This is a genomic window from Phocaeicola acetigenes (assembly GCF_027529745.1).
In the GTDB taxonomy this organism is placed as follows: domain Bacteria; phylum Bacteroidota; class Bacteroidia; order Bacteroidales; family Bacteroidaceae; genus Phocaeicola; species Phocaeicola acetigenes.
Genome location: NZ_JAPZVM010000004.1, coordinates 87,289 through 101,759, shown reverse-complemented (window position 1 = coordinate 101,759; position 14,471 = coordinate 87,289). Strand labels below are relative to the sequence as shown.

Sequence of the window (14,471 nt, the reverse complement as noted above, 5' to 3'; positions counted from 1 at the left end):
TGTTTTTCCATTGCTTCTAAACGATTTTCTGATTGTGCGTTCTGTACTGATGAGGAGAAACATGATAAGTCTTACGGAAAATGAAATAAAAGTGTGCAAGGCTTTTGTATCCGCACCGGCTGCTGATTTCCTTGATGGGCATGTTGGTCATGGTAAGTTGGGTGACGGCATACTCCATTCTTACTTCATTGATGTAAGAAGTAAGTGTTTTATGAAGGCTTTTTTTCAGTGCTCTGCCGATGTAGTCCTGACTGCGGTTGCATAGCTCGATGAAACTTTCGGTTCCCCTTATGAAGTTTTCCGGTCTTTTGAACTGTTCTATTGCATTGATGAGCCACGGGGGCATTTGTGAGTTTTCGGTAACGTGTTGCTGTTCGTTGAGAATGGTGCGGAAGATGTGTAGCATCAGACTATCCAGCTGGAGGAAGGAGTGCTTCTTTTTCATGATGGATTCTACTCGTGCCGTGAATCTGGAAATGCAGTCTTGGCGTAAATTGCAGTGATAGGGCAGCTCTTTGTCTGTCCAGAAATAAGAGTTTGAATCCGGAAAGTAACGGCTCTTGTAATAATCCAGTGTGGAAGTGTAAAATGCTACATTGACAATGGTCAGGTCGCCTTTCGGAGAGGAGAAGGTATGCAGGTCGGTGGGACGTATCATCACCACATCATATGGTTTCAGAGCGACTGTTCTTCCGTTGATGTGATGTATGCCGCTTCCACTTTCTACCCAGAAAAGTTCTGCATAATCGTGTGTGTGGAAAGATAAGTCTCCCAATCCGGATATGTTTACTCTCGATAAATGAAACTGTTCGGTGTCTTTTACGAAATCTTTTAGTAAGAATTGATTGGGTGTGTATGTGTTCATTATGCAAAACTTATAAATGAAATATCGGAATAGCGTAATAATTTTACGGTGTGGAGTAATTGTATGTCCGGCAATAAGCGGGAAAATAATTTAACTTTGCAAAAGAATAAATTTTATCCTAAAGTAATGTCTAAAATCAAGTAAAAATGGGAAAAAGGTCGATTTTGTGGTGTGTCTTTTTATTATGGATATCGGGTTGCGCACTTGCATCGAATGCAGAACGGAAAGAGTATGCAGACAGGGTGAAGGCTGCTTTTGTGAAGGGATGGGGAGCTTATATGAACTATGCGTATGGAATGGATGCTGTAAATCCGATAGCAAAGCGTGGGCATAACTGGTATGAAGAAACGTTGTTGATGACTCCGGTGGATGCATACAGTACCATGTGTCTGATGGGGTTGGAAAAAGAAAAAACAGAAGCAAGAAATCTGATTTTCGAAAGGCTGGATTTTAATAAAGATATGTATGTGCAGCAGTTTGAAATAGCAATCCGTATTGTGGGAGGACTGGTTTCTGCCTATCAGCTGGATGGAGACAAGAGGTTTCTGGACCTGGCTGTAGACCTGGGAGACAGACTGATGCCGGTATTTGATACCCCGACCGGAATTCCGTACAGAATGGTAAATCTGAAAACAGGAAAAATAGAAGGGAATGTGACCAATCCGTGTGAAGTGGGATCGATGTTGCTGGAATATGGCATGCTTAGTAAACTGACCGGCAATCCGAAATATTATAATGCGTGTAAAAAAGGAATTGTAGAAGTTTATAAGCGCAGAGGAAAAACAGGACTGCTAGGCGGTGGAATAAACTGTGATACGGGAGAGTGGACGGATACAAAGGCACATATCCGGGGAGGAATCGATGCTTTTTACGAATATCTTCTGAAAGGTTATATTCTGTTTGGAGATCAGGACCTGAAGGCTATGTGGGAACAGTCGCTGAGTTCTGTCAATAAGTATCTGGAGGAGAATACGGACAATGGTTATTGGATAGGTGAAGCGGATATGAATACGGGAGAAAGGACTGCTACCGTGTTTGGTGCCCTGGATTGTTTCTGGAACGGATGTCTGGTGCTGGAAGGAGAACTGGAGCGGGCAAAGAAATTGCAGGAGTCTATCTATAAGATGTGGACTCTGTATGGAATAGAACCTGAGTCGATAAATTATAAAACAATGGAGGTCTTGTCTCCTTATTATATGATCAGGCCGGAAGCTATTGAGGCTACATATTATGTATGGAAGGCTACCGGAGATGAGAAATATTATGAAATGGGTAAGGTGATGTTTGAATCGATAGAGAAATATTGTCAGGTGGAGAATGGATATGTACAGCTGAAAGATGTGAGAACCAAGGAGACATGGGATACTTTGGAGAGCTTCTTCTTTGCGGAAACAATGAAATATTGCTATCTGTTTTTTGCTCCCGAATCGGTATTCAGCTTTAAGAATTATGTGCTCAATACGGAAGCTCATCCGCTGAAAAATACATGGGATAAAGATTGGAAAGGGGATTATAAGATGAAATAAACAGACATTTGTCTTTGGACGATACGGAAATTGAGGAAGCAGTACTTAAAATCCATAGGTAAACCTGGATTGTTGTCGTAGTTTGCCATGTGTATTTAAGTGCTGCTTCCTTTCTTTTTATGTAGATGGGGTTTCTTATAGGATATTGGGGAAGAAGGATACCAAAAATAGGGTGAATAAATACATTATTTATGGGGATATACAATTTTTAACAATCACGTATATTTGCAATACATCATAAATGAGACAGTTATGAAGAAAATTTATGCACTTGCTTTAGGACTTTTGCTGGCTGGGGTTCCCCAGACCGGTTCGGCACAGTTCTTTAAAAAACTTGGGGAAGTATTGAATGAAGTAGATAAAGCCTTGGGAGAGGATACTTCAAAGAAAGAAAATGCTTCTGAAACTGCAGCTGCTGGAGCAAAGACCAGTACAAATACGGCTTCGAACGGGCAGATTCACCAAGGTAACTATCACAAGAATAACCTGAAATCGGTATCGCCGCGCAGAACATCGGCTACCAAGCTGGTTTCGTATGATGGAGATACTCCTAGAGTAGGTGCCTTCTCCGACGGGTTGGCTTATGTCCATATTGGTGGAACGAAAGGCGGATATTTTATGGATGCACAGGGAAATAAAGTATTCGATTACCATAATGGGAATTTAGTTGGTCTGCCTGCCTTCTCATCCGGACGTTTTATTTATTGTGCAAAGATGAATGAGATTACTTTGGTGGATACCAAAGGACAGGTTGTGAAAAAAATTCCGAGAGTCTTGTCGTATACACAGTTTGTGGATGGAGTGGCTACTTTGAAAGTTGATGTTCCGGCCAAACCTTTCTCAAAAACCTATGTGATGCATATCAATACCAACGGAGATTTTATATTCAAGAACCTGAATTGTGAGGCAGGACTGGAAAATCTGAAACCCGCATCACCGTTGCGTGAAAACCGTGCAGCCGTGTACAATTATCCGGCAAAACGTTGGGCATACCGTGATGCTAACGGTAAGGTTGTAATTGCTCCTAAGTTTACAGAGGCCAAGGATTTCAGTGACGGACTGGCACTGGTAGCTGTAAAGGATGATAACGGTACGCAGAAATGGGGATACATTGATACTACCGGAGTTTTTGTGATTGCTCCGAAGTATACCAAGCTTCCGGGATCGTTCTCCGACGGACTGGCACCGGTGGTAAACAAAGAACGTAAATGTTTCTTTATCGATAAGACCGGAAATATCGTATCGAAAGCGTACGATCTGGTGACAGAGTTCCATAACGGATATGCGATAGTGGAAGAATATGGAAAGCCTACACAGGTAATCAATACGAAGTTTGAGACAGTGGCATATATTCCATACATGCGTAATTTCAGTTATCCGTTCCCTTGTGACGGTACGGAAGCTACAAGCGATTTTATCTGGAAAGGTGAGGACGTGTATTTTGGAGAGGCACTGGTTACCTCATTGGGAGATATGGTACTGTATCCGGTAGATGTGCCGTTTGAGGAGGGATATGCTCCATGTAACATGAGAACTTTCCAAAGTACCGATGATAAGGAACATACAGGCTTGATTAACCGCCAGGGTGAGTTTGTGGTAGAATTTGTACCGAATGAATTTTAAAAGATGTATTTTCCAAGTATATTAAAAAAGTAAGAAAGCTATGAAAAAATTAGGAATGATATTAACTTTGGTAGGTGGCTTGTGGCTGATGGCTGCATGTTCATCGGATAATACTCCTACAGGTGTAGTGGAAAAAGCATTGAAAGGTTTGATATCCGGAGATGTAAGAGCCTATACTTCCAAAATGATTTTTGACGAAGATGCTGAGCCGGAAAAGGAGAAAGAAGCTCAGGAAGACTTTGCAAAAATGATGGAAAAAGAACTGGCCAAACAGGAAGAAAAGGAGAAAGTAACCGATTTTGAAATCATAAAAGAAGAATTGAGCAAAACCGGTACTTATGCCAGAGTGACTTATAAAGATGTGCTTGCCGATGGAAAAGAAGCAGAACACAGTATTTACCTGATAAAGGATAAAGAAGGAGCATGGAGAATTCTTCTTTTCGGATCGGATAAGATGTTGGACGAATGAGTACAATTTGATGTTTCATAAATATAGATTCCTTCTTGTTGGGAAATAAGAGGTATTCATCTGTTTTTTTATTTTTTGCATGTATCCGCGCTTGGGAAGTTTATTTCTGAAGCGCGGATTTTTTATGCTTGTTTGCCTGATGGAAAAGCAATAAAGCTATCTTTTTTATCTGTGTTGTTGCTTCTTGTGAAAAAATGAGACGAATATAAGACTTTTACTGGTACTTTGTTATAAATCGTAAGTCTGGCTTTTTGTGTATACTTGAAAATATGTTTAATAACTTGTTTTCTGGTGTATTTATGAAGTGATAAATATACATTTCTCTCTTTTATGTAATAATTTGAAGCCTTATTTTTCTTTTAATTAGTAATAAAAACACCCTATTAATAATCATATCGTTTATATAAAAGATTTATTTGCTGGTTTGTTTGTGGAATTCGGGGATAAATTCTAACTTTGCGGCCGTTTTCAGAATAGGTAATAGTTGTAATTTGAAAGTGAAGTATGAAAATTATTTGGTCTATCCGTTCATTTAATTTTACTAATGTGCCATAGGGACACTTTTAATATGTGTTTATAGGTATTTAGTGTCAATTTAAAACTGTTTTTTCTTATGTTTACTTTCATTTCAATTATGGCATTTGGAGTATTGCTTGGATATCCGTTACGCCATCAGAATAAAATTCATAAATTAGATTCTTTGATTCATGGAGTAGTATGTTTGCTGCTTTTTCTGCTTGGGCTGTCTATTGGCTTGAATAAAATGATCGTAGAAAACTTCAGCTATTTCTGTGGTCAGGCGGCAGTGATTGCCTCTTTAAGTGTTTTGGGAAGCATGCTGGCTTCTCTGGCTGTGTATCATCTTTTTTTCAGGAAAGGAGCTCATCATGAAAAGTAGTCTGATTACATTGGCTTTTTTTCTGTCAGGATGCCTGTTGGGCGTATGCTATATGGTCGATTTTGATGTACACTCGGCTTCTGTTTATGTACTTTATGTACTGATGCTTTTATTGGGCATAAACTTGGGTAGCAATGCAAATCTGAAAAACTATATCCGGTCTTTAAATTTAAAGACATTGTTGGTTCCGCTGGCTACAGTAGGAGGAACTCTGCTGTTTTCTGCCATCGGAGGTTTTATCTTGAGCCGTTGGACTTCGTTCGAGTGTATGGCAGTGGGAAGTGGTTTTGCTTATTACTCCCTGTCGTCTATTCTGATTACGGAAATAAAGTCGGCTTCCATAGGGGTACAGTTGGCTACCGAATTGGGAACCATTGCCTTATTGGCCAATATTTTCCGTGAGATGACTGCCCTTATCGGTGCTCCACTGTTTCGCAAATACTTTGGTGAGCTGGCACCTATTTCAGCAGCCGGTATCGGTTCGTCTGATGTTTCTCTCGCTGCTATAGCTCGTTGCTCGGGACAAGACGCAATACCGGTGGCTATTGTGCATGGTATTCTGATTAATATCAGTATGCCGTTCTTTGTGTCGATGTTCTGCCGGATGTAAAAACTGGTAGTTGATTATAATGAAAATGTGAGCCTGTATGTGTTTACGTGCAGGCTCACATTTTTTTGTTGTCTGGGGGTGTGATGAAAGGATTAAACACGATATAAGAAATATAGGAGCGGTAAATAGTAGTTATAGCCAAGAAGAATCTTCTGTTTCTTTGTTTGACTCTGAATATTTATTTAGTTATTGGCTCTTGGAGGATAGAACTGTACCTTGTAGAGCTAATATGGTTGAAAATGAGATATATAATGCTGTCCTATGTGTCGTCATGATACGTAGACCTATACTTTATTCCCTTAAATGGTTTTTTTAAATTCATTATTTATAGGGATAAATGCAATAAAGGTATTGGGTATTTTTGAAAGTAGAAACAAGGTTGAGTTTTTTTTACAATCTTGTTTCTGAATTATCATACTTTTTTCAGTGTATCTATCTAACTATGATGAATCATATGAAAGCACATATATTACATAATACGGCTAAACAATTATTATTGGATTTATTGAAAAATGATACCCTGTTGAAAGATCAGGATATCATGGTCAGGATAGAGGAAATAGTAAACTCATGTAAAGAAAAAGAAAATATACATCCTTTGAAGTTTAGTCCGGTAGTGATAGACGACGATTGTAATATTGTATTTCCTGTATTCAGTGATACTCCGTTGAAAATGCAATACTTATGGAAGACAATTTATATTTTTCTTCTTTTAAAAAAAGATGGGGTGAATTTTAGTAAGCTCTCTTTTTATAGGGATGATTTGTATCAGATCTATCAGTTGGTGTCTAAAGAAAAGAATATGGATGCCCGGAAAATAAATAAAACATTAGAAAGGTTATCCTCCAAAGGCTCTAATGTCCCCCATGAAATTTGTTCCCGTATTCGCAGCATCTTGAAGAAAGTGGTGCCGGAAGATGTTTTTCCAAACTATGATATTGTAGTAAAGCGTGGGGGAGTACATATTGTGTTGCTTGATCGGGCTTTACTGATTGTTAATAATGAGAAACTGTCTGTGTTTCGGGATTGATAGTGAGGAAGTTGTTGAAACAAGGTTTGTGAATTTAATTTATCCTTGTTTTCAAAATGATGATATCGTATTTTCCTTTCCTTTGTGAAAGTAATTTTGATTATGAAATATTTTTTAAGTAAAAATTAAATAAGGAAAAAGAATATGGGAGTTTTGTTTACAATTATATTTCATTCTATCGGAAATTTATTTTGGGGGATTTTGCTCACGTTGTTAGGAATTTTTCTGTTGTATTTTTTGATTCGTTCCTGGTTTGTCCATCGTACGTTTACACCACTCAGCTTTATAGTGGGAGGAATTCTGTTTCTATTCTTGGCTTTTCAGTCGGTACTCCTTTGTGGAGCGATTACTATCAAGTCTTATAGTGAGGACGTAAAAAGAGCTATAGATGTATGGGTGCAGGATATTCCGGAAAGTGTTCAGTTTACCCAGCAGGATAGTCAGGTAATTCTTGACAACATTTCTGAAGAATGGCCTTTAGTAGGATATTTTGTGAATATGGCTGACTTTTCGGGGCATACTTCTGCTAATATTGCTGAAGCGATGACTGATGAACTTTGCTCTTACATGAATTGGTTTATATTTCGTCGGGTAGCTTGGAGTGTATTGTTTGTACTATTGGGAACTGCAGGGGTTATTTGGTCGATGGATTATGAACAGCAACGCAGTAGCGGAAGGCGTTGTACTAGCAGAGGAAGTTATGGAGGAGGAAGAACTACCCGAAGAAAACGTTATGATGATTAATTTTATAATAAGATAAATTATGGCAAATCACTTAGTAATAGGTTTAGGGGGAACTGGAGGTTCTGTTTTGCGTGCCTTGCGTAAACGTATTTATGAAGAATTTCGTTCGAACGAACCTGCCGGTAAGGCTAATATTGAATACTTGTATGTAGATTCAAGTCTGGCTGATTTGAATGATGAGGAAAGTTGGCAAACACTTGGTGTTTCAGTACAGCTCGCTCCTGCACAGCGTTTATCTATCAATGGAATAGGAGCAGGAGTTTTGTCTAATCTGGATCAGTATCCGGGTATAAATGCTTTCATTAACCGCCAGGATGAATCAATGTTGAAAGAAGGAATCGGTGCAATCATTAGTGAAGGTATTGGTGGTCAGCGTCGTCGTTTTGGTCGTATGTTGATAGCTAATAACATGTGTGGACTTCCTCAAAATACTTTTGTAGGTCAAGTACATGCACGTGTAAGAGCCTTGAAAGAAAAGGAGGATATTGATGATGTAACTTTTCATATTTGTGCCGGCTTGGGAGGTGGTACCGGCTCTGGCTCCATAGTGGATGCCGTGACTCAAATCCGTAATGAATTCCAGCGTACGGGTGATGACCGTTCGAAATTTAAAATTCAGCTTTATCTGTATGTCCCGGAAAAAATTATCCAGATTCCTGGCGGAGAAGATGCCAATCGCTATTATCAACCTAACGGATATGCTGCTTTGTTGGAGTTGAATGCGATGTCTGTACGTCGCTATTTCCCAACGGATGTAAAAGGGAATACCGATGAATATGGTAATGTACGCCGTTTGCTGAAAGATCAAGACGCTTTCGATATGGCGTATCTGTATACTAATGTAAATGAATCGGGTAGAGAGGTAAATATCCATAAAGTATTGCCTAATATCGTGGGTGACTTCCTGTTTCAGAAAATCGTTGTTTCTTCTATCGGAAGCAAGGGAAATATGGAGCGCCTGAGCATGTGTGAAAATAACGGTTTGCTCCCTGAAGAAAATGAAGCGAAGGAACCGGTACATAGTCGTAAATTTATGACATTCGGGGTGAAACGTATCGAATATCCCGAAACTGAGGTTGTGGAATACGGTGCTTATTATTTTGCCCGTCAGGCTTCTATGCAGATGCTTTATGGCTTGTGGGATGAAGCCCGAGGATATATGGAATGTACAGAAGATTCTGTAGGGAAGAGTTTTGTTCATGATGTGGAAAAAGCATCGGAACTGGAAGCAAATCTGCTGACAGATGATTATCTGATGCTGAGCAAACCACTTCCTTCTATTGAAAAGCATGTAACTAACTGGAAGCCTATTGTATCGGGATGGGAATTTTATATCGACCGTTACAAACAAGATGTACAGGCAGAATGCCAGAAGAAAGAATGGTATGAAGAGTTCAACCAGCTTTGCGAGAAGTTCTTTGATTCCATGTATCGCGGCTGTGGAGTGAAGAAGTTCTATTTTGATTATGAAAGTCAGATTCCTGGTTTTGCTGAAGAAATTTGCCGTCGGATTGAAAATAACCTGTTTGCACAGTGGAAGAATGGTACAATGTCAATGCTTGAAATCCATAAGTATCTGACTGTCTTGCTAGGTAAGTGTGCAGAACGTATTGAAGGTTACAAGCAGAAAATTACCAAACGTACAGCCTATCTGAATGAAGATCTTGCCAATGAATTGGAAGATATTCGCAGAGATTGGAATAATATCGGCTGGCTGAAAGATGCCATTACAAATGCATCTACCAAAACATTTGGCCGTTTTGCCGATGCCAAGCGCGAGCAGATGACCTTGATGACAAGTGTATATGGCTATGGTTATGCTGTAAAACTGATGTCGGAGGTTATGAATCAGCTTACGCTGCTCAAAGTGAATAGTGTGGAACCTTTGATGCGTGTATTGGGCGAATTTAATGAATTAATGAAGCGTCAGGCAGAGGATAAGTGTAAACTGAGTGATGCGGAATCAAGCAATATGCGTGGGGAGGTTGTAAAAGAATACGACCCGAAGTTAGTTCGTGATGTGGTACAAGGATTCCTTAAAAATCAGACGAACCAGAAAGCATATGCTGATAGTTTGCGTGCTGGAATTGTAGAATCTATCGGTACTTCAAACGAATGCTTCAGTTCACTGAGTAAGAAAATCAATGTCGGAACATTGATGGAAATTACTTTGAAGAATTGTATAGAGAATGCACATAAGGAAATGGATGATTATTCGAAGAAAAATCCTAACCAGCGTTTGGTAGATGTCAATATCTTGGATAAACTACGTTCTACTGTGTGCAGTACTCCTGATAACCGTAAACGTTTTGTAAAAGAACTTTATAATGCGGCTCAAAGCTTCTTGCCTTTCAATGGCTCTGAAGAAGGCAAAGGTAGTCCGGAAACAGCTGCAAACCACAGAAAACTTATTCAGATTTCTCTTCCTCTTTACGAGGACGACGATACTTTCCGTAATGATTTTATTAAAGATTTTGGGGAAAGTGGTACAATTCAGTTCGACAAGGACGACGATGTATCAGTCAACTTTAAGACTAATCAGATTGTGGTGGTTACTGCCCATAGTGGATTCCCTTTGCGTTATGTAGACAATGTAAGAGTGTTGAAGGAAAAATATGATGTATTGACTCGTAGCGATGTAAACCGTATGGTTGTTCATACAGAAAGCTTCTCGAAACCATTGCCTAATTTGTTTGGTGAAAGTGCAGAGGAAGCTAAGAAGAGATTGATGCCTATTGTTTTGCTTGCTTATACACTGGACGGTCTTATTGTAGATCGTGAAGATGTGGAAACTGGAGAAGTAACGAAATGTTTTGCCGGTGAGAAAAATAAAATGGGTCGTGTAAGTCGTTGGATTCCTGTAGGTACTGATATGGTAAATACATTGAATGAATTGTGTAAAATGAATAGGGCTGTGGATGCGGCTTCTTTGAAAAAAGCTGTATCTGAAGAGTTGGAAGCCAACTACAAACACCGCGAAAAGAAGGATAAACTGATGCTGAAGATGGGTGAAACATTGGATAATGTATTGTTACCATTGTTGGGACAGAACGAAAATAATCCAGTATATGTAGCCTTTAATAAAGCAGCAGAAAAATTATGTGACGACGATTTGAAAATAGATTAAACAGAAGAACCTTGTGTCTGTAGGTCTCTTGTTCTTAGAAAAAGAGGAACAGAGACTTACAGACTGATGATTTTTAAACCAATAAAAAATAAAGATATGGCAAAGAAAGTAGGAATCTGTAAAAATATTGATTGTGACAACTATAACCAAGAGATAGAGGTCGCTTCGGGAGCGGAATTTGAATGTCCTCTCTGTCATCAGACTTTGAAAGAAAAAGCAGGAGGGAAAAAAGTAAATCCAGGAAATAATAAATTACCTTTGATAATAGCAGTTGGGGTAGTAGTGCTTGGCCTTGTAGGAGGAGGTATTTACTGGGGATTGAACCGTGGAAAAGGAGATAGTAACACAGATTTTATTAAGGATTCAACTGCAGTAGATACAGTTGTAGTAGATTCTGCCGCAGTAGACACTACAGTAAAAAGACCGGAAGATACCGGAAAATCGGGAGGAAAAGATGAATCGAAAGGTGGGGTAAGAAAAGGTACAGTAAACCTGCCTTATGGTAGTTATACAGGCGATCTGAAAAACGGAAAGCCTCATGGTTATGGAACGATTACTTATACCGTTAGTCATCGGATTGTACCTTCTAAAGATTTTGTGGCAAATCCGGGAGATACTTTTGAAGGTGAATTCCGAGATGGACAAATCAGTGGAATCGGTTATTGGAAACACGACGGTAATACAACAGCTATAAAATTATGATAAAACGTACTATCATAATAATTTTGACGGTAGTAGCATTCATGTCTTCTATGGATGCTGCTCCGTTATTCCGAACACGTTGTCTGGAAACATTGGCAAAAGCCATGAAGATGGATTTTTCATCAGATATGGGTATCAATGTGGATAATGATTCTACTTGGCAATTCAAAGGTCGGGTGTTGCGTGTACGTACGAATCATTATGGGGATATTTCACACATCGGATATAAATTATTTGATAGTAGTTGGGCTAGTCACTATGAAGCCCGTCCTTTGCTGGATTTTATAGAGCGTTACGCTTTGGAGCAAGATGTAAAAATAGAGGGAATAGATAAAGCAGAAGCAGCCAGTCGGAAAAATGTGACTTTTTTACAAGGAGATGCTTCACTTCTGAAAAAAATTACATCAGAAAAAATGCTCCGAATAAAGGAAGTGGAACGTAGATATTATTGTGTAGAGTGGGGGGAAGATAGCTTAAGGATAAAGATGAATGTTCCTGCTGATTATCAGGTGTTAGTGGGGGCGAATGCAATAGAACTTGAAGCCATTTTTGAGCGTGATTTAAAGAGAACTTCGTCACTTTTATTTTCGAATAAATTGCCGGAAAATTGGAAGAAGGGAAGTTTTTCTTACTCAGAACAGTTTTGTATAGTCAGTAACGGGTGCTATTTGAGCGATGAAATTCGTTCGGATTTGTATTTGAATAAGAAGAAGGACAACGGTCAGGAATATGTTGTATTGATAGATAAAGCAAAACCTCTGCAAAGTATTACCAACATACTTCTTACTGGGTGTATGAATAAAGATATTCCGATGATGCTGACTATTGACAAGTATGGGTATTCTAAGGTCAAACTTGAAGTCTCTTTACAGCAAGTGTTGAGATTTTTCTTTCAAGATGGATGTAGTCCTTATTTGGGAATTAAGACATATGATGGTACGGTTTTGACTGCTACTCTTTTTGCATTGAACAGTAAAATGGGATATAATCATATGCTTTCTTTAGAAGTACCAATGAGTATTCTTTTGGAAGAAACTGGGACAATAAAGGGAGAAGTGTATGTGTATACTCCTTTACAGAATATTACAGAGAAATTTTTTACTAACGATATAAGATCAAATAAGCCGTGAAGAAAACATTTTTGACATCAGTAGTTCTGTCTGCTTTTACATTATTTCCTTTGTTTGCGCAGCAAAATGATAATACAGATGAAATCAAAAAGCAGATAAATAAAATAAAAAAGAATAATCAGTATATCTATGCGGAGTCTACTGCACCTACTGAAACAGATGCAAGAAACTATGCAGAGGAAAAACTGTATGAAGAAGTAAATGCTTGGGTAGAAACCCAGCGTAAGTTGAAGAAAAGTAGCAATTTGGTTGTAAATAATAAAAAAGAATTGTGGACTATTTTGGAAATGCCCCGTGGTAGCAATATGTTTCGGTCTTTTATTTATGTGAAAAAAAATGATATTCTTCCAGTAGAAAATTCCACAGTGATTACAAACACAAATATTCCTGTGGTAGAAGAAAAAATAAAAGAAGAGCTTCCTGTAGTCATAAATAAGTTGGCATCCTATACTAAATATGCAGATATAGTGGAAGAAATTAAGAAAATGAAGGAGAATGGGCAGATTAAGGAATATGCCCGTTATGCTTCTTTGAATAATCCGGATGTGTGTTATCTGATAATCTATAACAGAGATGCTAAAATTGAAGCAATTCTTACACCCGGCAAAGAACGGCGTAACATTAAGACTAATAAGCCTGATGGAGTAAAGAACTATAGTGGATGTGGTGCAATTGGAATTGAATTATAAATTAATAAAAGAACAGACGATGAAAACAAAATTACGGTATATCATGCTGGCATTTGTATGCCTGTTGTCTTTAGGATATATAAAAGCAACTGTTACAGTGACATTGACTGTAGATGAGATGGTAGAACGTCCTGTAGCTTTGGATCGTGCAGCTTTTAATTTGGGAACTTTGCTTACAGAAATTAATCGAGCACAAGCTGCCGGCAGTATTCTGACTACCAAACACCTGGAAATGGATGATTTTTCTTTGAAATCGCTCTTGCGCTTGTGGGCAGTGACTCCTTTTTATTGCGATGATGAAGAAGTGGTAGAGCGTTGTTGGGTTTTTAAGGATGGTACAATGATGGTAAGCCATATTCCTTTGATTATTACTCCAGAAGGTGAGGACTTTGGTACCGGTACCTATCAGGAAGCTGTGGTTGAGTTTAATTCACAAGGAAAGATTACTGATTTTCGTTTGGCATTGGATGCACATATGTCGGAAAGTATGGAACGTTGTGGCAGTGTAGTAGAGAAGGAAAAGCAGATGGTTATTATGCAATACATTGAGCGTTTCCGTACGGCATATAATCAGCGTGATATTGATTTTATCAATCAGATCTTTAGTGATGATGCTGTTATTATTACAGGAAAGGTGATTACCTTACGAAAAAGTAGTGATATGGGAGGATTAAGCCATAAGGTAGAATATTCTAAACAGTCAAAAGAGCAATATATCCGTAATCTGAGAAGGGCATTTATGCGTAATAAATGGATTAATGTGAAATTCAGTGAAATCGGTGAAAATGGAGAAGAAGGTGGTTGTGCAGGAATTACACGTTCTAAAATTAATCCATCTATGTATGGAGTACGTCTGAGACAGGAATGGACATCGAGTACGTATAGCGACCAGGGATATTTATTTCTGCTTTGGGAGTTTCCTGAAGATGGAGGAAATCCTGTTATCCATGTACGTACCTGGCAGCCAGAATGGGTAGGTGGAAAGAAGCAGAAACCCAATGATGATATATCTACTTTAGGTGGTTTTGATTTATAATCAAATATATGTTGGACTGAAA

Annotated in this window: 13 protein-coding genes; 12 read left to right on the top strand and 1 reads right to left on the bottom strand. The window is 38.6% G+C overall.

The features are described from left to right. Nucleotides 1-16: 16 nt before the first annotated feature. Complete coding sequence (locus tag O6P32_RS06825; RefSeq protein WP_269877622.1) at nt 17-865, bottom strand: AraC family transcriptional regulator; 849 nt, start codon at nt 863-865, stop codon at nt 17-19. A gap of 146 nt (nt 866-1,011) precedes the next feature. Here O6P32_RS06825 and O6P32_RS06820 point away from each other — a divergent pair, with 146 nt between their 5' ends. From O6P32_RS06820 to O6P32_RS06765, 12 genes are all read left to right on the top strand, one after another. Next, the gene (locus O6P32_RS06820; RefSeq protein WP_269877621.1) at nt 1,012-2,391 is read left to right on the top strand and encodes a glycoside hydrolase family 47 protein; all 1,380 of its coding nucleotides are present in this window, start codon (nt 1,012-1,014) and stop codon (nt 2,389-2,391) included. Between the two features lie 252 nt (nt 2,392-2,643). After that, nucleotides 2,644-4,014, top strand: coding sequence for a WG repeat-containing protein (locus tag O6P32_RS06815; RefSeq protein ID WP_269877620.1), 1,371 nt, complete (start codon nt 2,644-2,646; stop codon nt 4,012-4,014). Between the two features lie 40 nt (nt 4,015-4,054). Beyond that, the gene (locus O6P32_RS06810; protein ID WP_269877619.1) at nt 4,055-4,483 is read left to right on the top strand and encodes a DUF4878 domain-containing protein; all 429 of its coding nucleotides are present in this window, start codon (nt 4,055-4,057) and stop codon (nt 4,481-4,483) included. A 613-nt stretch (nt 4,484-5,096) separates the two neighbouring features. Further along, nucleotides 5,097-5,381 carry a LysO family transporter gene (locus tag O6P32_RS06805; RefSeq protein WP_178265507.1) on the top strand — a complete coding sequence of 95 codons (285 nt, stop codon included), beginning with the start codon at nt 5,097-5,099 and terminating at the stop codon, nt 5,379-5,381. Further along, on the top strand, nt 5,371-5,991 hold the full coding sequence (locus O6P32_RS06800; protein WP_178265506.1) for a lysine exporter LysO family protein: 621 nt from the start codon (nt 5,371-5,373) through the stop codon (nt 5,989-5,991). Before O6P32_RS06805 ends, O6P32_RS06800 begins: the two co-directional genes overlap by 11 nt. 361 nt (nt 5,992-6,352) lie before the next feature. After that, nucleotides 6,353-7,021: a hypothetical protein gene (locus tag O6P32_RS06795; RefSeq protein ID WP_269877618.1), complete on the top strand. Its 669-nt coding sequence runs from the start codon at nt 6,353-6,355 to the stop codon at nt 7,019-7,021. 144 nt (nt 7,022-7,165) lie between these two features. After that, complete coding sequence (locus O6P32_RS06790; RefSeq protein WP_269877617.1) at nt 7,166-7,765, top strand: hypothetical protein; 600 nt, start codon at nt 7,166-7,168, stop codon at nt 7,763-7,765. Between the two features lie 19 nt (nt 7,766-7,784). Then, on the top strand, nt 7,785-10,892 hold the full coding sequence (locus tag O6P32_RS06785; RefSeq protein WP_269877616.1) for a tubulin-like doman-containing protein: 3,108 nt from the start codon (nt 7,785-7,787) through the stop codon (nt 10,890-10,892). Nucleotides 10,893-10,988: 96 nt separating this feature from the next. Then, on the top strand, nt 10,989-11,594 hold the full coding sequence (locus tag O6P32_RS06780; RefSeq protein ID WP_269877614.1) for a hypothetical protein: 606 nt from the start codon (nt 10,989-10,991) through the stop codon (nt 11,592-11,594). 104 nt (nt 11,595-11,698) lie between these two features. Then, nucleotides 11,699-12,724 carry a hypothetical protein gene (locus tag O6P32_RS06775; RefSeq protein WP_269877612.1) on the top strand — a complete coding sequence of 342 codons (1,026 nt, stop codon included), beginning with the start codon at nt 11,699-11,701 and terminating at the stop codon, nt 12,722-12,724. Continuing rightward, nucleotides 12,721-13,413 carry a hypothetical protein gene (locus O6P32_RS06770; RefSeq protein WP_269877611.1) on the top strand — a complete coding sequence of 231 codons (693 nt, stop codon included), beginning with the start codon at nt 12,721-12,723 and terminating at the stop codon, nt 13,411-13,413. The genes O6P32_RS06775 and O6P32_RS06770 overlap by 4 nt, the downstream gene beginning before the upstream one ends. 19 nt (nt 13,414-13,432) lie before the next feature. After that, nucleotides 13,433-14,449, top strand: coding sequence for a hypothetical protein (locus tag O6P32_RS06765; RefSeq protein ID WP_269877610.1), 1,017 nt, complete (start codon nt 13,433-13,435; stop codon nt 14,447-14,449). The last annotated feature ends 22 nt before the right edge of the window (nt 14,450-14,471 follow it).

Excerpts from the sequence above, each read along its gene's own strand:
- O6P32_RS06825 (WP_269877622.1), bottom strand. The coding sequence starts at position 865 with ATGAACACATACACACCCAATCAATTCTTACTAAAAGATTTCGTAAAA.
- O6P32_RS06820 (WP_269877621.1), top strand. The coding sequence starts at position 1,012 with ATGGGAAAAAGGTCGATTTTGTGGTGTGTCTTTTTATTATGGATATCG.
- O6P32_RS06815 (WP_269877620.1), top strand. The coding sequence starts at position 2,644 with ATGAAGAAAATTTATGCACTTGCTTTAGGACTTTTGCTGGCTGGGGTT.
- O6P32_RS06810 (WP_269877619.1), top strand. The coding sequence starts at position 4,055 with ATGAAAAAATTAGGAATGATATTAACTTTGGTAGGTGGCTTGTGGCTG.
- O6P32_RS06805 (WP_178265507.1), top strand. The coding sequence starts at position 5,097 with ATGTTTACTTTCATTTCAATTATGGCATTTGGAGTATTGCTTGGATAT.
- O6P32_RS06800 (WP_178265506.1), top strand. The coding sequence starts at position 5,371 with ATGAAAAGTAGTCTGATTACATTGGCTTTTTTTCTGTCAGGATGCCTG.
- O6P32_RS06790 (WP_269877617.1), top strand. The coding sequence starts at position 7,166 with ATGGGAGTTTTGTTTACAATTATATTTCATTCTATCGGAAATTTATTT.
- O6P32_RS06785 (WP_269877616.1), top strand. The coding sequence starts at position 7,785 with ATGGCAAATCACTTAGTAATAGGTTTAGGGGGAACTGGAGGTTCTGTT.
- O6P32_RS06780 (WP_269877614.1), top strand. The coding sequence starts at position 10,989 with ATGGCAAAGAAAGTAGGAATCTGTAAAAATATTGATTGTGACAACTAT.
- O6P32_RS06775 (WP_269877612.1), top strand. The coding sequence starts at position 11,699 with ATGAAGATGGATTTTTCATCAGATATGGGTATCAATGTGGATAATGAT.
- O6P32_RS06765 (WP_269877610.1), top strand. The coding sequence starts at position 13,433 with ATGAAAACAAAATTACGGTATATCATGCTGGCATTTGTATGCCTGTTG.